Source organism: Microbacterium dextranolyticum (assembly GCF_016907295.1).
GTDB lineage: Bacteria > Actinomycetota > Actinomycetes > Actinomycetales > Microbacteriaceae > Microbacterium > Microbacterium dextranolyticum.
In genome coordinates this window covers 604,397-625,359 of record NZ_JAFBBR010000001.1, presented here as the reverse complement: position 1 = coordinate 625,359, position 20,963 = coordinate 604,397, and the positions used below count along the sequence as shown (strand labels likewise).

The following is a 20,963-nucleotide window of genomic DNA, read 5'->3' as shown; positions in this document are numbered from 1 at the left end:
CGCTCTGCGGGTGTGCTGACTTCAATCGAGGAGTTCACGCGTTTCTCCGAGGGGTGTCCAGGATGTAACTGTGCTTTCCCGACTTGAGTGACGAACTGCTCCCGCACCTGCGCGTGCCACCGCTTCGGGACCGTTAATCAATCGGTTCCACCTCCCTTTACGTTTGTAGCTACCCATGCGGCAACTTCGCGGTCAAACCGAGAAGCGCTGAAGAGCTCCGCGCGAGCCCTCGCAGCAGCAGGATCGATGGATGACGCATCGAGTACCGCACGCCGTAGTTCGTGTCTATCCTCCGAGACAAAGACTGCACCGGCTTCCGGCGCATTCACGCTCTCCGCGGCGCCGCCGATGGCATTGACCACCACAGGGGTGCCCGCCGCCATGGCTTCCACGGGCATGATCCCGAAGTCCTCGACAGGCGGAAACACAAAAACCGTGGCCCTCTGGTACAGCGCGTAGAGCAAAGGAGTAGTAGGCGAGTCCACAAACGTGACTGGGACCTTCGCTTGGCGGCTCTGTTCCTCCAGTTGTGCACGCGCAGGACCCGAACCAGCTATGACGACCGGAAGATCTACCGACTCGCCGGCCTTGACGACTAGATCGAGCCGCTTGTAGTCCACTAGTCGAGAAGCCCCGAGGACGAAGCTTTGAGGCAACGCTTCCAAGGTCTCGCGCTCCCGCTCACCTAGCATCTCTCGCCAGTCGGCGATAGCTGTGATCTGTTCGGTGTTCACCGGCGGGTAAATGACGATCGCGTCGCGATGCCAAGCCTCTTGGGTTCGGTCGGCGATGAAGTGGCTGTTGGCTGCGATGCTCCGTGCCTCGCCCGCCCGACGACGATCGAGGCTCTTGAACCTGTCGCCCACGGCTCGTGCGAGCGAGCCATCACCGCGTCTGTCGAGCTCCGGCGCCCAGATGTACCGAGCGGGCGTGTGTACGTAGACGAGCTTAGGCACATCGACTGACGGCATCCGAACGTGGTGTGCGAAGAGGTGAGAGCTGACCAGTGCCCAATCGAATCCCTCGCGTCTGGCGCGCCAAACAAGGGGCATCAAAGGCAACGCAGCCGCCTTGCTCCTACGGAGCGGCGTCTTAGACAGCGTCGTCTCCGATACTCTCGAGGAATCGAATCTGGCGTGCGCATCGTTCCAGAGGCAAAGGATGTCCGCGTCTGGATATATGGAAGCGAACCGCTCAAGTACGTTTTCAGATCCACCGCTCGATGCGATCCACTCATGAACCAGCAATCCCGACATCAGTGCGCAGACTCCCCCGGTGCGAGCACGGCCTTCGCCGTCTTCATCAAGATTGCGAGGTCACTAACAAGCGACCAGTTCTCCACGTAGTAAAGGTCGAGACGCACCGCGTCCTCCCAATCAAGGCTGGACCGTCCGCTCACCTGCCACAGCCCGGTGAGGCCTGGGCGGGCGAGCAGCCGCCGCCGAGCGGCATCCGTGTAGAGAGCCACTTCCGCCGCGATCTGCGGACGGGGGCCGACGAGGCTCATCGAGCCGCCCAGCACGTTGAACAGCTGTGGAAGCTCGTCGAGCGAGTACTTCCGGATGAACGTGCCCACCGGAGTGATTCGGGGGTCATCCTTGATCTTGAAGAGCGGCTTCTCGCTCGTTCCCTGTGCTTCGAGCAGAGCCTTGAGCTCCTTGTCGGCACCAACACGCATCGAACGGAACTTGAGCATCTTGAACGGCTGGCCGTTGCGGCCGATGCGCACCTGCTTATAGAGAAGAGGCCCAGTGCTCGTCCACGAGACGGCGATGGTCACCGCGAGCAACAACGGCGAGAGCAGCACGATAAAGATCGATGCGCAGATCAGATCGAAGGTGCGCTTGACGAAGCGCTGCCCCATGGAGAATCTCGGGGTCTCCACATGTATGAGGGGCAGCCCCGCCACCGGACGCGTATGCAGACGAGGGCCGGCGATGTCGATGATGCTCGGGGCGAGCACCATGTGCTGTCGCCCCGCCTCGAGGTGCCACGAGATCTCTTTCACCTTGTCGGCCGGCAGTTCGTCAGTGCTCGTGATGGCCACCGTGTCTGCCCGAACTACAGCCATGGCCGACGACACCGCGTTCACGCTGCCCATCACAGGCACGTCGGTCCCCTCGATAGTGTCCGCGATCTTGCCGTGGGGGATGCAAGCTCCGACCACGACGTAGCCCGACCTCGGCGAACGTTGCAGTTCGCGAGCGATCTGAGATACCGAGGACTCGGACCCGACGAGGAGCAGCCGAGCCGACCACTCTCCGCGACCGCGCTTCGAGAGCAACCAGTGACGCCATAGCCACCGGGTCCACAGAAGAATGACTACGCCGATCGGCAGGCTGAGCAGCAAGAATCCTCGCGCAACATCCGTCTGCGTTAAGAATGCAATGATCGCGATGACGCCGAAGAGTCGAAAGCTGGACGACGCGACGCGAACGTACTCAGTGGTTCCGATTCCGATAACGCGGTAGCTGCGCGAATCGCTCCACGACAAGGCGCCCATCCAGGCGACGATCAGGATGATCGAGAACAGCCAGTACGAGATGTCAGAGATGCGGGCGTCCTTGGCGATCGCGAGCTGCGCGTTACCGAAGCCGAACCAGGCGATCTGCGTGCCGAACACGACCCACACGAGTGCAAGCAGGTCGCTGACGATGAGCCGACGCTGAAAGCGGCGACGCCAGTTGTCGGCCACGCGCAGGGCGGGGCGCGAATGAGTTTTCGTCGCCTCGCTTTCGCCCAGAGCCGCGACGCGTGCGCCGCGTGGCCTATCGGGGGAAGGTGAGTTGTGAAGCGACTCCGTCGTCGCATCGACCTCGAAGTCGGTCGACACTGCGGTGGCTCCTTCGCTGGGTGGGGGGAAAGTCCGGCGTGAGCGGGAGACTAGCAGTCGATTGTGTCGACGGTGTGTCGAGAACGAACGGCGACGAGTGGTGCTCACCGTCCGCGGCGATGCCGGGGGGCATCTTGCATACTAGGGGCATACATGAGAGCCGTCTCATCTACTTTTGGATGAAATGTTCGCGGTCTCGTCGCATGCCGCACAGGCTCGACTCGGCGCCGTGCGGCGTCCTCGGCGTTACGCGAGTGCGGTGCCGGCGACGATCAGCACCACGTAGGCGGCGTTGTAGACCGCGTGCGTGAGCACGGCGCCCCAGATGCGTCCCGTCAGCAGCACCACCAGCGAGCACGTCGCACCGACGGCGAACAGCACGATGGCATCCCTCAGCGTCAGCGACCCCGACGCGGCGTGCAGCAGCACGAATCCGCCGGTCGAGACGAGCAGCGCCGTGAGGCCCGCCGACAGCCCGCCGAGCGAGCGGCGGAACAGCTGGTAGACGACGACCAGCAGGATGCCGCGGAAGAAGAACTCCTCGATGAGCGGAGCGATCACCACCGCCGGCAGCGCATCGGTCAGCCACCACGACGAGGGCAGCCCACCGCCGAGCGCACCGGCGGAGGGGAACGATCCGCCGCCCGCGATCCACCCCTGCAGCAGTCTCAGACCGAGGCCGAAGGCGACACCCCACAGCAGGTCGGTGGGCTTGAACCGCAGCAGCCGTGCGGGGCGCGACCGTGCCAGCGCGAAGACGATGGCGGCGAGCATGCCCACCCACAGCACGACGCTCGAGGCGAACGGCGCCCACGGGGCGGCGATCCGGTTGACGGCGCCGCCGGCGACCACGCCGAGCCCGAGGCCCACGAGGGCGACCGACAGCACGGTGAGGTCCCACCGGCGCACGGCGTGACCGCCCTGCCGCCAGTCGCGCCGGGGGCGGTGGCGGGGCGGGGTCGGGCCTTCGGGGGCTTGGTCGGGGATGTTGGTCGGGCCGGGCGCGGGGTCGCTGCTCGCGTCGGGCGCGGGGGCCGTCGACTCGGGCGGAGTGGGGGGCTCTACCGCGGCGGAGGACGCAGGTCGGTCATCGCTATGCTGATCGGGCACGCGGCCAAACTACCGGTCTCGCGCCGCGAGACGCAGTCCCCCTCCCCCTCAGGAAGCAGTCGTGCTCGAGATCCTCACCGTCTGCACCGGCAACATCTGCCGGTCGCCCCTCGCCGCGCAGCTGATCGCGCGCCGCCTCGCCGACCTCGGCGTCACCACCTCGAGCGCCGGAACGCGCGCCCGCGACGGCGCGCCCATGATGCCCGAGTCGGCGCAGCTCGCCATCGCCCGCGGAATCGAGGCGGATGCCACCGCCGCCCACCGCGCGCGCCACCTGACGCCGGCGCACCTGGCATCCCCCGTGCTCGTGCTCGCCATGGCCCGCGACCACCGCCGCGAAGTCGTCGAGCTCGCGCCCGCGCGCGGACGGTCGACCTTCACCGCCCGCGAGTTCGCCCGGCTCGCCGCCGCCGTCTCGGACGACGAGCTGCGCGCCGCGGCGGATGCCGTGGGTGCTTTTGGTGCTGTTGATGCTCTGGGGGGGTCCGACGGTCTCGGGTCTCTGGGGGGTCTCGGGGGTCTCGGGGCTCTGGGGTCTCTGGGGTCTCTCAGGTCGAGGCGGCGCGGTGCGGCGGAGGCTTCGGCTGTGGAGCCGGAGGGGTCGCGTGGGCCGGCTTCGTCGGTCGGAGCGGCAGACGGTGCGCTCGACTCACGGGCGCGGATCACGGCGGCGCTGGCCGCCATCGCCGGGCGGCGCGGGCTCGTCCTGCCTCCGGCGGCGCCGGAAGACGACGACGTCATCGACCCCATCGGCGGAAGCGCCGAGCTGTACGCCCAGTCCGCCGACGAGCTCGCGCCCGCGATCGACGCGGTCGAGCGGGTGTTCCGGGTGGTGCTCGCGTAGCGGAGCGTCCGGGTGGTGCGGTGCTCGCGTAGCGGAGCGTCCGGGTGCTGCGGTGCTCGCGTAGCGGCTGTTCGGGGGGCTCTCTGTCGGGGCTCGCGTAGGGGCGCGTCGCCACCAGCGCGGTTTTGCGGCGGGGCTCCCTGTCGGGGCTCGGCGCTGCGTCGCGGGTTGCGCGGGTGGGGCGTCGAGGGGTCTCGAAGCTGGGCTTCACGGCGCGCGACCGGGGTCGCGCCGTATCTCGGGGTCGTCCGAGATCCGCGCGGCATCTCGGGGCCGGTGACCCGGCACAGGAGGGTCCCGGGTCGTCCCGTCGGCGGTCGGCGGTCGGCGGCCGGCGGTCGGCGGCCACCGGAGCGGGCTCTTCCGCGGCAATCGGGGCAGTGCAGGTGTTCGCGGGGCGGAGCGGAACCGCGGGATTGGGGGCAGCGCGGGTGTTCGCGGGGTGAGCGCGTGCGCGGGATCCGGGGGCAGCGCTGGTGTTCGCGGGGCGGAGCGCGCCCGTGGGATCCGGGGGCAGCGCTGGTGTTCGCGGGGCGGGGCGCGCCCGTGGGATCCGGGGGCAGCGCTGGTGTTCGCGGGGCGGGGCGCGCCCGTGGGATCCGGGGGCAGCGCTGGTGTGGGCAGGGGTGCGCGCGCCTCTGGCATCCGGGGTTGCGGCGGCATCCGCGGCGTCCGGAACAGCGGCAGCATCCACGGCGCCGAGCACGTCGACGGCATCGAGCGCATCAGCGGTGTCCGGGGCAGCGCGGGCATCGCCAGGATCGAGCGCATCCGCGACACCCGACGTAGTGGTGGCATCGACGGGACCGATCGCATCCGCAGCCTCCCGAGCAGCGCGGGCATTCACACGACCGAGCGCGTGCAGTGCGGCGCTGGCTTCTGCGGCGGGGCCGACATCCGTACTGTGGATAACCTGCGCCAGTGTCGGAGGTATGTTCTAATGTCGAAGTCATGGAGAACCGACTCGATGGCATCGCTGAAGCCCTCGCCGCGCTGACCGCGGCGGGTGGCGGGCAGGCGCCCGAGTCGCTGACGCCGGGCGCGTTGGTCGCGGTGAATCAGGCATTCGGCGCCCTGCTGCGCCACGTGAATGCGGCGTTCGCGCCGGTCGCCGCCGAGATCTCGCGGCAGTCGCGCACCGAATTGGGCAAAGAGTCGCTCGCGAAGACGCAGGGGTTCCGGTCGCCCGTCGCGCTGATCCAGGCGACGACGGGGTCGTCGGTGGCCGAAGCGGTGAAGATCGTGCAGGTCGGCGAGGCGACCGCCCCGCGGATGTCGCTCGACGGCGAGCATCTGCCCGCCCCGCACCCCCATGTCGCCGCGGCCGTGGCATCCGGGGCTCTGTCGGTGACGACGGCGGCGGTGATCGTGACCCTCCTCGACCGGCTGGCTGTGCGGGTGGATGCCGGGCGGCTCGACTCGGCCGAACGCGAACTGTGCGCACGCGCTCCCGGAATGCGCGCCGACGACCTCGCCCGACTCATCGCCCGGGCCGAGGCGCACCTCGACCCGAACGGCGTCGACGACCGCCACGAAGACCGTCGCGCGAAGCGTTCACTCACTATTCATGAGCGCGACGGGCTGGTGCATCTGACCGGGGTGTTCGACATCGAGACCGCCGCTCCGATCAGAACCGCCGTCGATGCGATGGTCACCCGCATCATGCAGGGCAACGAGCACGCCGACGACGCCACCCGCGACCACCGCAGCCCCACCCAGATGCGTGCCGACGCGCTCAGCGACGTGTGCGCGCACGCGATCGGCTGCACCCGTGTGCCCACCGCGGCGACCACCACCGTCGTCGTGCGGATGACGCTCGAACAGCTCGAATCCGGCCTCGGCGCCGCGCAGGTCGACGGCACCGACGCGCCGCTGCCTGCCGGGGCGGTGCGGCGCCTCGCCGCCGACCTGCAGATCGTGCCCGCGGTGCTCGGTGGCGACAGCGAGATCCTCGATTGGGGCCGCACCACGCGCCTGTTCACCCCGGCACAGAAGCTCGCCCTCGTCGAACGCGACGGCGGCTGCGCCTTCTGCTCGGCGCCCCCACCCTGGACCCACGCCCACCACATCAACTGGTGGAAACGAGACCACGGCACCACCGACCTCTCCAACGGAGTGCTGCTCTGCACCGGATGCCACCACCGCATCCACAACGACGGATGGGACATCCATGTCGACGGCACCGGAACGACCGCGCACGTCTGGTTCATCCCACCCCCGTGGATAGACCCGACACGCACACCCCGCCCCGGCGGGGCCGCCCGCTACGCCCTGACCGCCTGACCTCCGCCCTGTCGCCGCCCTGTCGCGCCTCGGCTCGGCTCGGCTCGGTGCTTGGCCGACGGGGTGGGCCGGGCTTGGCCGCCGCGGCTCCGTGCCCAGCTGGCGGGGTGAGGCGGGCCAGGCCTGGCCGCCGCGGCTCGGCGCGGCTCCGCGCCCGGACGGCGGGTCGGGCCGGGCTTGGCCGCCGCGGCTCCACGGCCGGCTGGCGGGGTGAGCCGGGTCCACCGCCGAGGCTCCACGGCCGACTGACGGGGTGAGCCGGGCCTGCCCCCGAGGCTCCACGGCCGGCTGACGGGGTGGGCCGGCCCTGCCCCCGAGGCCCCACGCCTGGCACCCCGCAACCGTGCCCGCCGCCGCATCTTGGTGTTTAACCGCCGCGCTCTCCCCCTGCCATCGCGGATCCGTGCCCGCAGATGACGCAAACGTCATCCGCACACCTCCACGTCACCAGAGCGAAACACTCGCTGTGGCAGACTGATCCCCGTCACGTCCGGCCTGCGCACCAGCAAGCGGACGCAGATCCCCCCGAGAGGCACCATGGAGCTCAGCGACTACATCCGCATTCTCCGCAAGAACTGGCTCGTGATCGTCGTGCTGACGCTTCTCGGGCTGGGAGCGGCCGCGGGGTACTCCCTCACACGCACGCCCATCTATGAGTCGTCGAGCACCGTCTTCGTGTCGACTCAGGCCGGGTCCACCGCCGCCGAGCTGCAGCAGGGCTCCACGTTCACGCAGGCGCGCATCAACACCTACGTCGGCCTCGCCTCGACGCCGGTCGTCCTGAACCCGGTCATCTCCGACCTGGGCCTCAAGGGCACGTCGGCCGACCTCGCCAAAGACGTCAAGGTGTCTGCCGCGCTCAACTCGACGCTGATCACGATCGCCGTCTCGAACCCCGACCCGGTGCGTGCCGCCGACATCGCCAACGCGATCGCCACGAGCCTCGCCACCGCCGTGCCGCAGCTCGAGCCCGAAGCCGCCGACGGGTCGAGCCCCGTGCGCCTCAGCCGCGTCACCGACGCGCAGCCCGCACTCAAGCCCTCGAGCCCCAACGTGCCGCTCAACCTCGCGCTCGGCGTGCTCGTCGGCCTCGCGCTCGGCATCGGCGTCGCCGTGCTCCGCACCACCCTCGACAATCGCGTCCGCACCCCGCGCGACGCCGAGCAGATCACGCAGGCCCCCGCCATCGGCGCGATCGCCTACGACGCCAAGGCCAAAGAGCGCCCGCTCATCGTGCACGCCGACCCGCTCAGCCCCCGCGCCGAGTCTTTCCGGGCCCTCCGCACCAACCTGCAGTTCCTCGACATGGGCGGTCGCGCCAGCTTCGTCATCACGAGCTCGATCCCCAGCGAAGGCAAGTCGACCACCGCGATCAACCTCGCCATCGCCCTCGCCGACGCCGGCAAGCGCGTCGCCCTGCTCGACACCGACCTGCGCAAGCCCAAGATCGCCGAATACCTCGGCATCGAAGGCGGCGCCGGCCTCACCGACGTGCTCATCGGCCGCGCCCGCGTCGACGACGTCCTGCAGCCCTGGGGCGGACGCAGCCTCTTCGTCCTGCCCGCCGGCAAGGTTCCGCCGAACCCGAGCGAGCTGCTCGGCTCGCAGCAGATGGCGACCCTGCTCGACGCCCTCGAGCACGAGTTCGACGTCGTGCTGTGCGACGCGCCCCCGCTGCTGCCCGTCACCGACGCCGCGATCCTCGCCCGCGCCACCAGCGGCGCCCTGCTCATCGTCTCGGCCGGTCGCGCCACCAAGCACCAGCTCACCGGAGCCACCGAAGCACTCAGCACCGTCGGCGCCAAGCTCGCCGGCTTCGTCATGTCGATGGTCCCCACGCGCGGCCCCGACTCGTACTACTCGGCCTACGGGTACGGATACGGATACGGATACGGCTACCGCGAGACCCCGAGCGACACCCGCGGCAAGAAGACCCGCGGGCGCACGTCGCCCCTGGCCACCGTCCCCGCGGCGCCCTCGCTCGACGAGCTGGGCTTCGACGCCACGCGACGCGAACCCACCGACGGCCGCCAGGACTCCTGAGTCGTGGCCCGCCCCGGTGCGGATCGCCGACTCTCCGCCACACGAGGCGGCGCCATCACGGTCGCCGTCGCCGTGATCGTGCTCGCCATCGTCGTGGGCGCGCTCAGCGTGCTCGCCCTGCGGCAGGTGCGACCGGCATCCGATGCCCCCTCCTATCAAGCCCCCACCTCTTCGGTCACCCCGCGCACACCGACGCCGCACCCGACGCCGACCGCGTCGCACCCGCAGCCCTCGCCCAGCGCATCCGCCACGGCGCGCCCGGCGGCGGCCCCCGGCGCCGCGGAGCGCTTTCTCGCCATCGGCGCCGATGCCCTCTGGCGCGCCACCGCCGGCACCTGCGGCGGCACCGCGCCCGTCATCGAGCACTCCGCCGACGGCGGCGCGACCTGGCAGAACGTGACCCCCGCCGCGCAGCCGCTCGCGCAGGTGCGCGGCCTCACCGCGATCTCGCCGCACGCCGCCGGAATCGTCGCCGACCTCGGCGCCGCCTGCCAGACCACCACCGTGCGCACCTACACCGACGGCCAGTTCTGGGAGCCCTACCCGGCCCAGTTCGGCGCCGAGTCGTACGCGCACACCGACGGCTCCGTCACGCTCGCGGGGCGCACGGCCGCGACGCCCTGCGCCGAGCCGTGGGGGCTGCGCGTGGCATCCGACGGCACCGCCGGCCTCATCTGCGACGGCACCGCGTACGTCCGCTCCAGCGGAGGCTGGACCGCCCTCACCATGACGGCCCACGCCCTCGCCGCCACCCGCGGTTCGGTCGTCGTCGCGCACACGGATGCCTCGTGCGCCGGCGTGCGCGTCACCGCTTACGAGCCCGACGCCCGCGACCTCGGCTGCGTCGAGACCGATCCCACGCAGCCCGTCGCCCTCGATCTCACCTCGACCGGCGCGATCGTGTGGACCGGCGACCGGACCGTCCGCCTGGGCTGACGACCCGCGAGCGGAGGATCCACGATGCTCCGGCGTCAGCCGAGCAGCGTCGCGATCCGTGCGCGCAGGTCACGCGGAGAGAACGGCTTGACGACGTACTCGTCGACCCCCGCCTCGCGGGCGAGCGCGATGTCGTGCGGGGCGGACTTCGCCGTCAGCATCAGAATGCGCACGCCCTCCAGCGACGTATCCGCGCGCAGCGCACGGCAGACGTCGATGCCGGTCATGCCCGGCATCATCCAGTCGAGCGTCACGAGGTCCGGCCGACGGGCCGCCGCGGCGGCGAGCGCCGACGGCCCGTCGACGGCGATCTCGACGGAGTGACCGGCGAAGGTGAGCACCGTGCGCAGCAACTCTGCCACATCGGCATCATCCTCGACGACGAGCACATTCGCCATTGATCCGCTCCTCGGGGCGACGTTCGGTGGAGGCGCGGGCACCCCTCCACGCACTAGCGTAGGTGTATGAAGGCTCGTGCGGCGGATCGCAGCAGCCGCGCAGAGACTTCGCGTCGGCGCGGCATTGTGCTGTGGACCGGTGGCCCCGCTCTCATCCTCGCTCTCTCCGTCGGCAGCGTCGCATTCACTCCGGCGCATATGCCCATCGCGCTGTGGTGGCCCGCGGCCGGCGTCTCGACGTGCCTCGCCCTACTCGCCCCCGCACGACATCGCCCGTGGGCGCTCGTCGCGGTGTTCGCGGCGACCTCGCTCGGCAGCCTCGTCGGCGGTCGCGATCCCGCGCAGGCCATCGCCCTGGGGGCCGCGAACGCGCTCGAGGCCGCGATCTTCATCGCCCTCCTGCTGCGCACCCGCACCGACGTGCGCCTGCACACGGCCGCCGATTCGTTGCGGTTCGCCGTCTCGGCCCTCATCGCCTCGACGGCCTTCGGGCTGCTCGCCGGCGCCATCGGAAGCGTCACCGTGCACTCGGCTTTCGGCGCGATGGCCCTGCTCACCGCGGGGTCGCACCTGTCCGCGATCCTCCTGATCACCCCACTCGTCCTGCTGCCCCGCCGCCGCATCGTCACCGTTCCCGGCGCGGGTGAGATCGCCGCCCAGATCGCGGTCACGATCGCGACGCTCGCCATCGGGTTCGGCTTCTTCTTCGAGCTGCGGCTCGGGTTCCTCGTGTTCCTGCCGCTGATCTGGGCGACCCAGCGCTTTCCGCCGCGATTCGCCCACGTCGAGACGCTCCTCATCGCGATCGCGATCCTCACGCTGACCCGCCTCGCCTGGCCGTCGCGTCTCGGCACCGGACTCGAGTCGATCGAACTCGCGACGAGCACGGTCGGCTTCCTCTGCACGATTGCGATCTTCACCGTGGCGACCGCGGCCGAGCGCACCGCGTCGCTGGCCAACTCGAGGCGCGCACTCGAAGCCGCCAACGCCCGCGCCGAGGCGGCTCGCGCCACCACCGAGACTCTCCGCGTGCGCTACGACCTCGAACGCCAGCGCGAGGACTTCCTGTCGACGACGAGCCACGAGCTGCGCACCCCCGTCACGATCATCGCCGGCTACACCGACCTGCTGCGCGAGAACGACGACCTCCCCGCAGAGACGCAGCCGTGGGTGCAGGCGATCCACCGCAACACCGGCCGCCTCGCCGGCATGCTCGACGACCTTCTCGCCTTCTCGCGCTCGCAGGCCTCGCCGCCCGTCGGGGTCGACATCCCGGCATCCACCCTCATCGCCGCGGTCGTCGACCTGCACGCCGGCGACGCGAAGCGACGGAGCGTCTCGGTGACGATCGACCAGACGCCCGGCCCCACCCTCCACGCCGACCCGATCCACGCCAAGCGCGCCCTCAGCAGTCTCGTCTCGAACGCGATCAAGTTCACGCCGCCGCAGGGGCGCGTGCACCTCACCGCGGTCGCGGTCGCCGACGACATCATGATCACCGTCGCCGACAGCGGGCCCGGCATGGCCGACGAGACGCTGCTGCAGGCGTTCGAGCCGTTCTACCGCGGTGAGCAGTCCGAGACGCGCGCCATGCCGGGCACGGGGCTCGGCCTCGCGATCGCCCGCATGCTCGCGCGCCGCAACGGCGGTGAGGTCACGATCGTGTCGCATCCCGGGCAGGGAACGCGCGCCACCCTGCTGCTGCGTCGAGCCGGTGCCCCCGCGCTCGACACGACACCGACGCCGGCCCCGGCCGACGACGCGACGACAGGAGACCCGTCATGATGTCCCACCGGTGGGCGACCGCCGATGCCGACTGGAGCAGATGGGATGACTCGCAGCTGATCGGCACCATCGTGCGCTCGGTATGGCAATGGCAGCTCGTCGTCGCCTTCAGCTCCGTGACGGTCGCGGTCGTCATCGCGACCCTCGACCCGGCACTGTTCTCGGACGGGTGGTTCCTCGTCGGCATCATGGCCGTCGCGGCCCTGACGGTCGTCACCCTGGTGACCCCGTGGGCACGGGCAAGACCGTATGCGCTGACGCTGCCGATCGTCGACATCTTCGCAATCGGATGCCTGGCCAACGCCGACCATGTGCTCGGCTACCTCTGGATCGTGCCGATCGCGTGGATCGCGACCTACTACTCCTCCGTGGCGATCGTGGTCGCCCTCGCGCTCATCGTCGGCTCGCAGGTGACCCGATGGTGGCTGCCCGGCACCGATGCGGCCGAGCCGCTCGAGGTCATCATCGTGCTGCTGGCGCTCGGCTTCCTCGGCGTGGCGATGAGTCAGGGCACCCGGCGCGGACGCGCGTATCGCAGGCTCATCCGCCGGCAGTCGCGGCAGGTCGATCGCGCCTTCGCTCGGGCGACGGTGCAGGAGCGCCGCGCCATCGCCCTGTTCGACTCGATCGGCACGGCGCTCGCGATCGTCGACGGCGAAGGCCGCCTCGAGCGCACGAACGCCGCCTACCGCTCGCTCTACGGTCTCAGCGAGGTCGATGAACGCCACCCCGGCCGCGCCGTCGAGTATGCGGCCTATCGCGGCGATGTCGTGCCCGTGGACCAGACCTCTCTGGCGAGAGCCGGCCGCGGCGAGCGCGTGCGCAACGAACCGCTGTGGTTGTACGACGCCGACGGCCGCTGGCGCGCCCTCTCGCTGTCGATCCGCGGCCGTACCGGCGCTGAGCCGGGAACCGACGGCGTGTCGATCATCGAGCTCGACGACGTCACCGTCACCGAGATGGGCCGCCGCGCGCAGCGCGCCGCGACCAGTGCCGTCTCGCACGAGCTGCGCAACCCGCTGACCGTCATCATCGGCCACGCCGACCTGCTGCTCGACGACGATCTGACTCCTGCGCAGCGCGAGCACGCCGCGCTCATCGACGGCGCCGCCGAACGCATGCTCGTCCTCATCGCCCGTCTGCTCGATGCCAACCGTCCCGTCGAGGTGGGCGACGCGTTCGACCTCACGACGATCGCGACCTCCGCCGTCGAGGCGTTCGCACCGGCCGCTGCCGCCGCCGACGTCGAGCTCACGCTCGACGACGACGGGCGACTGCAGATCGTCGGCGACGGCTTCCGCATGCGTCAGGTGGTCGACAACCTGATGAGCAACGCCATCAAGTACACGCCGCGCGGCGGCGCGGTGCACGTGACCCTGCGCCGCGACGAGGGCCGCGCGGTGCTCACCGTGCGCGACACGGGCATCGGCATCGCCGCGGACGACCTCGAGAACGTCTTCCGCCCCTACTTCCGCGCCCGCAGCGCGACCTCGGTCGGCATCTCGGGAACGGGCCTCGGCATGTCGATCGTTCGCACGATCGTCGAAGAGAACCACGGCACGATCACCCTCGAGTCCTCCCTCGGCTCGGGCACCACCGCGACGGTATCGCTCCCCCTCGAGGGCGCCGCAGAAGGAGGAGCCTCGTGATCGACGCGAGCATCGCCCCCGTCCTCATCACCCTGACGACGCTGTGCACCGTGATCATGATCGGTGTCGGGTTCCTGCCCGGCCCGTCGCGTGAGTCGGTCATCTGGTCGAGCGCCTTCACCTCGGCGATGGGCGCGTCCTACCTCGCCCAGGCGGCGGCCTCCGCCGACGTCGCCCCGTTGAATGCGATGTCGGCCGGGTTCGCCCTCCTCGCCCTCGGCCTCGTCTGGGTCGGGGTGCGCGTCCGCGCCGGGCGCACCCGCGTGTTCCTGCTGCCCACGATCGCCGCCGCGATCGGCGGGACCGCGGTGCTGCTCGTACTGCAGCGCTCGCCCGGCGTGGCCCTCGACGTCGCCGAAGCGGTCGGGGTCGTTCTGGCCGCCGCCGCCCTCATCGCGACCTCGACCGAGCTCGTCGCACTGCGGGGCGCGACTCGCGTTGCGGTGCTTCCCCTCGCGGTCGGCGCCGGCGTCTCCAGCGTCTTCGCCCTCATCTGGGTCGTGACTCGCGTGCTGCGTCCGACCAACGACACCGCCGCGGTCGCCAGTGCCGTCGACACCATCCGCGCCGACCTCGGCATCATGGCGATCATCTACCTCGTCACCGCGCTCGTCACGACGCTCCTGCTGTGCCGCACCGAGGCGGCACCCACCGACACCGTCCCCGGCGCCGGATTCGACCGTGTCGCCCGCGACCGGCTCTCCCGCGCCGAGCGCGCCGGCGATGCCTGGTGGTCGGTGCTCGAGGTGCGCCTCGACGACCCGCAGGTGCTGCGCGAGGCATCCAGCACGCTCGCCTACTCGCGGGTGCTCGAACGGTTCGCGAACGATCTCCTCGACGTCGTGCCGCCCGAGGCCGACATCGAGATGCTCGATCCGACGCGCGCTCTGGTGCTGCTGCCGCGGCACGATCCGGCCGTGCGGCCCATCATCCGCGCGCTCCTCGACCGGCTCACCACCGTCGATGACGACCAGTCGATCACGGTGCGCCTCTCGGCGAGCGTCGGCTGGGCGAGCGTGTCGATGTTCGGATTCGCTCTCGACGACCTCGTGCACGCGGCATCCGCGGCCGCCGATGACGCGCAGCGCGCGGGCGGTGACCGCTGGGACCGCGCGATCGCATCGATCTGATCCGGGAGTCGCCGGCGACCACCCCGTGCCGGCGGCGGGCATCACGCCCGTAGGATCGTTCGCGTGAGCACCCTCCCCCCTCCGGCGCGCACGGCAGGCCGCGTGTTGGCCTGGGTCGTGGGCGCCCTGCTGCTGCTCGCCCTCATCGCCGCCGTCTGGATCGGCGTGCGCGGAGCGGACGCCTACGGTCACCTGCGCAACATCGAGCAGACCGCCGGCGCCGGAACCGCCGCCCTGACCGCCGACCCCGTCTCGGCTGCGCAAACCCTGCGAGGCCTCGCCGCGGATGCCGCCGATGCCCACACCCTCACCTCCGACCCCGTCTGGCGGGCCGCCGAGCACCTGCCCTGGCTCGGCCCGCAGCTGGGTGCCTTCGCCGCGGTCGCCGCGTCGGGCGATCAGCTGCTCGGGGGGCTGGCGCCGCTCGCGTCCGCCGCCGAGGGGCTCTCGCTCGATGCGATCCGACCGGTCGGCGGCCGGATCGACCCGGCCGTGCTCGCCCCACTCGCGGGACCCGCCCAGACCGCCGCGGCGCGCGCCGATGCCGCGTCGACCGGCATCCGTGACATCGACCGCGCCCCGCTCGTCGGCGAGGTCGCGCGGGCGGTGGATGCCGCCGACACGCTGTTCACCCGAGTCGCCACCGCCACCGACGCGCTCGCGCGCACGACGCAGCTGCTGCCGGGCATGCTCGGCCAGAACGGACCGCGCACCTATCTCGTGCTCGTGCAGAACAACGCCGAGTGGCGCTCGCTCGGCGGCATCGCCGGGGCGGGGGTCGTTCTGCGCGCCGACAACGGCGCGCTCTCCCTCGTCGGCACCCTCTCGACGCGGGACTTCCCGGGCGGGTTCGCCGAACCGGTCGCCCCGCTCGGCGACGAGGTCACGAAGATCTTCGACACGAAGCCGGCACGGTACATCCAGAACGTCACGCAGGTGCCCGACTTCGCCGTCGGCGCCCCGCTCGCCCGCGAGATGTACGCGCGCCACTCCGGTGTGCAGGTCGACGGGGTCATCGCCGTCGACCCCGTCGTGCTCTCGTACCTGCTGCAGGCGACCGGACCCGTCACGCTGCCCACCGGCGACACCCTGTCGTCCGACGACGCCGTGCCGATGCTGCTCAACCAGGTCTACTTCCGCTACGCGAACCCGGCCGATCAGGACGCGTTCTTCGCCGGCGCTTCGGGCGCCGTCTTCCAGGCGCTCGCGGCCGGCCACGGCTCGGCAGAGAAGCTCGTCTCGGCCCTCACCCGCGCCGGCATCGAGCACCGCCTGCTCGTCTGGAGCGCCGACCCCGGCGAAGAGGCCGTGCTCGACACCAGCGTCATCGCCGGCGCCCTGCCCGTCACCGACGCGCGCACGGCCCGATTCGGCGTCTACCTCAACGACGGCACCGGCTCGAAGATGAGCTACTACACGACCCCCGACGTCGCCCTGCGCTGGGGTTCCTGCGAGCCCGCCGGAACCCTCGCCGCACGCGAGCTGACCCTCGATGTCACTCTGACGAGCACCGCCCCGGCCGACGCCGCGACCGCGCTGCCGGCGTACATCACCGGCGACGGATGGTTCGGCACCGCCCCCGGGGTCACCGAGGTCGTGAGCAACGTCTACCTGCCCGAAGGCTTCGAACTCGTCTCGGCGGTCAACTCCGCCGGCCGCGAGGTCGCCTCGGGCACGCACGAGGGACGGCGCGTGCTGACCTCGGCCGTGAACCTCGCCCCCGGCGAGAGCGCGCACCTCACGGTCGTCGTCCGTGCGACGACCCGCGTGGCGGCGGCCGAGGCGATCGTCACCCCGACCGCGCAGGCCGCACTGTCGCCGACAGTCGAGGCCTCCTGCGGCATCGGCTGAGCGCCCGCGAGGTACAGTGCAGGAGTGGCATCCCCCCTCGCCTCTCGTCGGCGCCGCCGACTCTCGACGCGGACCATCATCGTCCTCGCCGTCGTCGCGTTCGTGCTCGTCGTGGCGATCATCGCCGTGATCGGCATCACCGTGACCCGCGGCCTGTACTCGCTCACCGCGCAGGCGCCCGAGGTCGGCACCGTCATGATCGCCCCGACCCAGTCCAAGGCCCGCACCGCGCTCGAGAACGTGCCCATGGATGCCGCGGGCACCGCCGCGACGCAGTACCTCGCCGACCAGCCGACCGCGTACTGGCTCACGCCCGAGCACGACCCGATCGGCACGGCCGGCACGACCGTCGTGAGCCTCGTGTCGCAGGCGCGCGACCAGAAGCGCGCCGCCGCGATGGTCGTCTACGGGCTGCCCGACCGCGACTGCGGCAACCACTCGGCCGGCGGCCTGTCGGCCATCGACTACCCGGTGTGGATCGACGAGATCGCCGCCGCGCTGAAGACGGCCCCCGATGTGCAGAAGATCGTCGTGCTCGAACCCGACAGCATCGCCCTGGCATCCGAGTGCGGCGACATCCCGACGCGCGCGGGCTACCTCTCCCGCGCGGTCGACGCGCTCGCCTCGACCGGCACCTGGATCTACATCGACGGCGGCCACAGCGCCTGGCACAGCCCCGACGACATGGCGGCGCTCATCCGCCAGATGGGTCTCATCGACCGTGTGCGCGGTGTCGCGACGAACGTCTCGAACTACCAGTCCAGCCACGCCGAGTTCGCGTACGCGCACGCCCTCTCCGACCGTCTCGGGGGAACGCACGCGATCATCGACACCTCGCGCAACGGCTCCGCCACCGCCGGATCGGCGTGGTGCAACCCGCCCCGCCAGACGGTCGGGGCGCCGGGCGGTACCTACGGCGACGACGTCGTCGACACCAACCTGTGGATCAAACCCCCCGGCGAGAGCGACGGCACCTGCAACGGCGGACCCGCTGCCGGGGTGTGGTGGCCGAAGGCCGCCGAAGACCTCACCCGGGATGTCCGCTGACCACACCGCCACCCCGGCCGCGTCGCACGCACGGCCCGAGCGCCGAACCGCCGCCGTGCCGGTGGTTAGACTGTGGCACACGCACCCCCACGCTCCACCACCCCCCACTGGAGAACACCGGGCCATGACAGATGCTTCCCTCCCCCTCAAGACCGCCGTCATCATCGAGGACGACCCCGACATCCGTCATCTGATCGTCGAGGTCCTCGAAGCGGCGGGCTTCTCGACCGTGTCGGTCGGCAACGGCATCGACGGCGTGCGCGCCGTCGCCTCGTACCAGCCGCTGGTCACGACCCTCGACGTCAACATGCCCGGCATCGACGGCTTCGAGGCGGCGCGACGCATCCGGGCGCAGAGCGACACCTATATCATCATGATCACGGGCCTCGAAGAAGAGGCCGACGTCGTCGTCGGCCTCGGCGCAGGCGCCGACGAGTACGTCGTCAAGCCCTTCCGCCCGCGCGAGCTGCGCGCGCGCATCGACTCGCTGCTGCGCCGCCCCCGCGGGGGCGCTCCGTCGGTAGCCGCGTCGCCGTCGGCACCTCGTCAAGAGATCGGCGGCCCCTCGTTCCCGGGCGCCCGTCCCGGGCAGCCGATCGCCGCCGGTCCGGGGTATCCCGGCTACCCGGGCGCGTACCCGGCCCAGCCTGCGTATCCGCCGCCCGGCTACCCGCAGCCCGGGTATCCGCAGCAGGCGCCGGGCTACGGATATCCGCCCGCCGCTGCACCGTGGCCGATGCAACCGCCGGCGGCGGTGCCGCCCGGCACCGCGACGGACGCCCCCACCGAGGCCCCCCTGGGCGACCCGCCGTACAGCTTCGACGATCGACGTACGCCCGAGCCCGCCCCTGCCGCCGTGCCGATCGTCGTGCCGGCCACCGCGGGTCCGCAGGTGCCGGGCACCGACCTCGCGACCGCGGATGCCGCGGCCGGGCCCGTGCTCGTCTCGGGGCCCGGCTGGGTCGCGCACCGCGATCTGTCCGTCAACGCCGAGCAGCGCACTGCCGTGGTCGGCGGGCAGGAGGTCGTGCTCACCCGCACCGAGTTCGACCTGCTCGCCACCCTGATGGAATCCAAGCGTCGCGTCCGAAGCAAGGCCGATCTGACGCTCGTGCTGCGCGGCGAGTCGTACGTCACGAGCTACTTCGTCGGCGAGGCCGACAAGCGGGCGATCGAGGCGCACATGACGAACCTGCGCCGCAAGCTCGGCGACAACCCCAACAACCCGCGCTACATCGAGACGGTCCGCGGCGTCGGCTACCGCCTCACCTCCGAGCACGCCGCCTGAGCACGCCGCCGGCACCTCTCCGGCATCCTTCCGGCGCCGCGGAGGGAAAGAAAGTGCCGGCCCGGGCCGTGCGGGCGAAACGCCTCACGCACAACCCGGACCGACGAGGTCGGGAGCCCCCCGGCATCCCGACCGGTCTCAGCAGCGTGTCACACCTTGAACCCTTGGTGCCGCTGGAACAGCTTGAAGGCCATCAGCACCGTCTGGATGACGGTCACCACTCCGACGATGGGCCAGCCGATCCAGAGGATCGCCGACTGCGTCACCGGGGTCAGGATGCCCCAGATCACCGCGACGGCGATCGCGACGATCGCGAGCATGATGAACGGCACCCAGTGCCCGATGCTGCCGCCGCCGCGTTCGGCTTTGGCCTGCATCGCCCAGTTGTCGACCTTCTTGCGTGAGAGGAACCTCGTCCACGACCGCAGGAAGTGGCTGATGCGGATCCACATGAAGACCTCGGCGGGCAGCATCAGCACCGCGAACAGGATGTCGCGCGTGTCGCAGGCCTCCATCGCCCGCGCGACGCGGAGATTCAGGAGCATCGCGACCGCGGGCGGGATCAGCCACCACGCCGAGAACACGAACGCGCCGATCGACAGCGAGGCGACGAGCAGGGTCAGGAACGCGACGCGCACGAAGAGGTTCGTGAGCATCGAGAAGTTCTCGAACCACCGCAGGCGCAGGTTCGGGTGGAACGGCTGGCCCTTCGTGTCGCCGCGCTGGCCGGGCCACATGAGCTCGATCGCGCCGTACGTCCACTTCACCTGCTGGGCGTCGTAGCCCTTGAGCGTCGTCATGCCACCGACGTCCGCCCGCGCGAACGGGCTGATCTTGGTGAGGTAGCCGGCGCTCTTGATCTGCAGCGACAGCAGCGAGTCCTCGACCTCGCTGTCTTTCACCCACGGCGAGTTCTGGTGGTTGGCCTTCATGACCTCGCGCAGCGCCGTCGTCGAGAAGACCGAGAACTGCCCGCCGAGCACGGCCATGTTGCGCCCGCGCAGCAGGTTCTGCAGGTTGAAGGCGGCGAACTGCGTGCGCTGGCCGGCGATGAGGAACTTCGCGATCGCCCCCGTGATCGGCTTGTCGTCGATCGAGTAGATCGCCGAGATGCCGCCGATCCGCGAGTCCGACACGGCCTCGCTCTCGAGGAACTCCACCGCCCGCCGATCGGCGATCGTGTCGCCGTCGACGCCCAGCAGGTAGTCGTACCCCTCGACGAGGGCGTACCCGTAGTTGAGCGCACCGACCTTCTTGTCGGGGTTCTTGCCGATGTCGTGCACGAACACCTCGGTGAACTGCTCACCGAGCTCGGTCGTGATCTCGTGGGGTCCGCTGAACTCCGAGGCGATCTTCACCGTGGCATCCGACGTGTTGTTCACGACGACGTGGATGACATCCGGAACCCGACTCTGCCCGAGCAGCGACCGCAGCACGTCGGCGATCGACTCCTCCTCGTTGTACGCAGGCACGACGCAGCCGATCGTCGACCGGTGCACGGTCGTGTTCTCGAGTACCGAGGCGAAGTCGTCGTAGTCGGTGAAGTCGAGCTCGGACGGGTTCAGGGATGCCTCGTGCGCGCTGATCGAGTACCGGCGCCCTCCCCCGTCGCCCGGAGCGACCGGCAGGAGCGGTCCTTCCGGCGCGTGCGGCATGCCGGGCCCGCCCGGCGCGTGGACCGCCGGGGAGGGGGGATCGGCCGCAGGCCGCCCGGCGTCGAAGGGGGTGGTCACGTGGGTTCCTTCGTGTCTGGTGTGGTTCTGAGA

At 70.8% G+C, this 20,963-nt stretch carries 15 protein-coding genes; 10 read left to right on the top strand and 5 right to left on the bottom strand.

Going from position 1 to position 20,963, the window contains the following annotated elements:
• Positions 1-137: 137 nt before the first annotated feature.
• The 3 genes from JOE64_RS02715 to JOE64_RS02705 all read right to left on the bottom strand — a co-directional run bounded on the left by JOE64_RS02715 (position 138) and on the right by JOE64_RS02705 (position 3,943).
• Entirely contained in the window at positions 138-1,256 is a 1,119-nt protein-coding gene (locus JOE64_RS02715) for a glycosyltransferase (protein ID WP_204962839.1), read from the bottom strand.
• Positions 1,256-2,833 (bottom strand): sugar transferase, encoded by a 1,578-nt coding sequence (locus tag JOE64_RS02710; protein WP_204962838.1) that lies wholly within the window; start codon positions 2,831-2,833, stop codon positions 1,256-1,258. The genes JOE64_RS02715 and JOE64_RS02710 overlap by 1 nt, the downstream gene beginning before the upstream one ends.
• Positions 2,834-3,079: 246 nt before the next feature.
• The gene (locus JOE64_RS02705; protein ID WP_271202425.1) at positions 3,080-3,943 is read right to left on the bottom strand and encodes a CPBP family intramembrane glutamic endopeptidase; all 864 of its coding nucleotides are present in this window, start codon (positions 3,941-3,943) and stop codon (positions 3,080-3,082) included.
• A 61-nt stretch (positions 3,944-4,004) separates the two neighbouring features.
• Between JOE64_RS02705 and JOE64_RS02700 the strand changes: the two genes are divergently transcribed.
• The 4 genes from JOE64_RS02700 to JOE64_RS02685 all read left to right on the top strand — a co-directional run bounded on the left by JOE64_RS02700 (position 4,005) and on the right by JOE64_RS02685 (position 10,049).
• Positions 4,005-4,787 carry an arsenate reductase/protein-tyrosine-phosphatase family protein gene (locus JOE64_RS02700; protein WP_204962837.1) on the top strand — a complete coding sequence of 261 codons (783 nt, stop codon included), beginning with the start codon at positions 4,005-4,007 and terminating at the stop codon, positions 4,785-4,787.
• A 951-nt stretch (positions 4,788-5,738) separates the two neighbouring features.
• A complete protein-coding gene (locus JOE64_RS02695; RefSeq protein ID WP_204962836.1) occupies positions 5,739-7,070 on the top strand; it encodes an HNH endonuclease in 1,332 nt (443 codons plus the stop codon).
• Positions 7,071-7,607: 537 nt separating this feature from the next.
• Positions 7,608-9,113 (top strand): tyrosine-protein kinase domain-containing protein, encoded by a 1,506-nt coding sequence (locus JOE64_RS02690; protein ID WP_204962835.1) that lies wholly within the window; start codon positions 7,608-7,610, stop codon positions 9,111-9,113.
• 3 nt (positions 9,114-9,116) lie between these two features.
• Positions 9,117-10,049: a hypothetical protein gene (locus JOE64_RS02685; protein WP_204962834.1), complete on the top strand. Its 933-nt coding sequence runs from the start codon at positions 9,117-9,119 to the stop codon at positions 10,047-10,049.
• Positions 10,050-10,084: 35 nt separating this feature from the next.
• Here JOE64_RS02685 and JOE64_RS02680 read toward each other — a convergent pair whose 3' ends face one another.
• The gene (locus JOE64_RS02680) at positions 10,085-10,447 is read right to left on the bottom strand and encodes a response regulator transcription factor (protein ID WP_204962833.1); all 363 of its coding nucleotides are present in this window, start codon (positions 10,445-10,447) and stop codon (positions 10,085-10,087) included.
• A 66-nt stretch (positions 10,448-10,513) separates the two neighbouring features.
• Here JOE64_RS02680 and JOE64_RS02675 point away from each other — a divergent pair, with 66 nt between their 5' ends.
• From JOE64_RS02675 to JOE64_RS02650, 6 genes are all read left to right on the top strand, one after another.
• Positions 10,514-12,232: an ATP-binding protein gene (locus JOE64_RS02675; protein WP_204962832.1), complete on the top strand. Its 1,719-nt coding sequence runs from the start codon at positions 10,514-10,516 to the stop codon at positions 12,230-12,232.
• The gene (locus JOE64_RS02670; RefSeq protein ID WP_204962831.1) at positions 12,229-13,881 is read left to right on the top strand and encodes a sensor histidine kinase; all 1,653 of its coding nucleotides are present in this window, start codon (positions 12,229-12,231) and stop codon (positions 13,879-13,881) included. The genes JOE64_RS02675 and JOE64_RS02670 overlap by 4 nt, the downstream gene beginning before the upstream one ends.
• Positions 13,878-15,011: a hypothetical protein gene (locus JOE64_RS02665; RefSeq protein WP_204962830.1), complete on the top strand. Its 1,134-nt coding sequence runs from the start codon at positions 13,878-13,880 to the stop codon at positions 15,009-15,011. Before JOE64_RS02670 ends, JOE64_RS02665 begins: the two co-directional genes overlap by 4 nt.
• Positions 15,012-15,074: 63 nt before the next feature.
• A complete protein-coding gene (locus JOE64_RS02660) occupies positions 15,075-16,862 on the top strand; it encodes a DUF4012 domain-containing protein (RefSeq protein ID WP_204962829.1) in 1,788 nt (595 codons plus the stop codon).
• 24 nt (positions 16,863-16,886) lie between these two features.
• Positions 16,887-17,909 (top strand): glycoside hydrolase family 6 protein, encoded by a 1,023-nt coding sequence (locus JOE64_RS02655; protein ID WP_204962828.1) that lies wholly within the window; start codon positions 16,887-16,889, stop codon positions 17,907-17,909.
• A gap of 124 nt (positions 17,910-18,033) precedes the next feature.
• Positions 18,034-19,197: a response regulator transcription factor gene (locus JOE64_RS02650; RefSeq protein ID WP_204962827.1), complete on the top strand. Its 1,164-nt coding sequence runs from the start codon at positions 18,034-18,036 to the stop codon at positions 19,195-19,197.
• Positions 19,198-19,346: 149 nt separating this feature from the next.
• On the opposite strand, the gene JOE64_RS02645 is transcribed toward JOE64_RS02650, so the two are convergent.
• A complete protein-coding gene (locus JOE64_RS02645; RefSeq protein WP_271202424.1) occupies positions 19,347-20,930 on the bottom strand; it encodes a glycosyltransferase family 2 protein in 1,584 nt (527 codons plus the stop codon).
• Positions 20,931-20,963: the final 33 nt, after the last annotated feature.

Excerpts from the sequence above, each read along its gene's own strand:
- JOE64_RS02715 (WP_204962839.1), bottom strand. The coding sequence starts at position 1,256 with ATGTCGGGATTGCTGGTTCATGAGTGGATCGCATCGAGCGGTGGATCT.
- JOE64_RS02695 (WP_204962836.1), top strand. The coding sequence starts at position 5,739 with ATGGAGAACCGACTCGATGGCATCGCTGAAGCCCTCGCCGCGCTGACC.
- JOE64_RS02690 (WP_204962835.1), top strand. The coding sequence starts at position 7,608 with ATGGAGCTCAGCGACTACATCCGCATTCTCCGCAAGAACTGGCTCGTG.
- JOE64_RS02680 (WP_204962833.1), bottom strand. The coding sequence starts at position 10,447 with ATGGCGAATGTGCTCGTCGTCGAGGATGATGCCGATGTGGCAGAGTTG.
- JOE64_RS02675 (WP_204962832.1), top strand. The coding sequence starts at position 10,514 with ATGAAGGCTCGTGCGGCGGATCGCAGCAGCCGCGCAGAGACTTCGCGT.
- JOE64_RS02670 (WP_204962831.1), top strand. The coding sequence starts at position 12,229 with ATGATGTCCCACCGGTGGGCGACCGCCGATGCCGACTGGAGCAGATGG.
- JOE64_RS02650 (WP_204962827.1), top strand. The coding sequence starts at position 18,034 with ATGACAGATGCTTCCCTCCCCCTCAAGACCGCCGTCATCATCGAGGAC.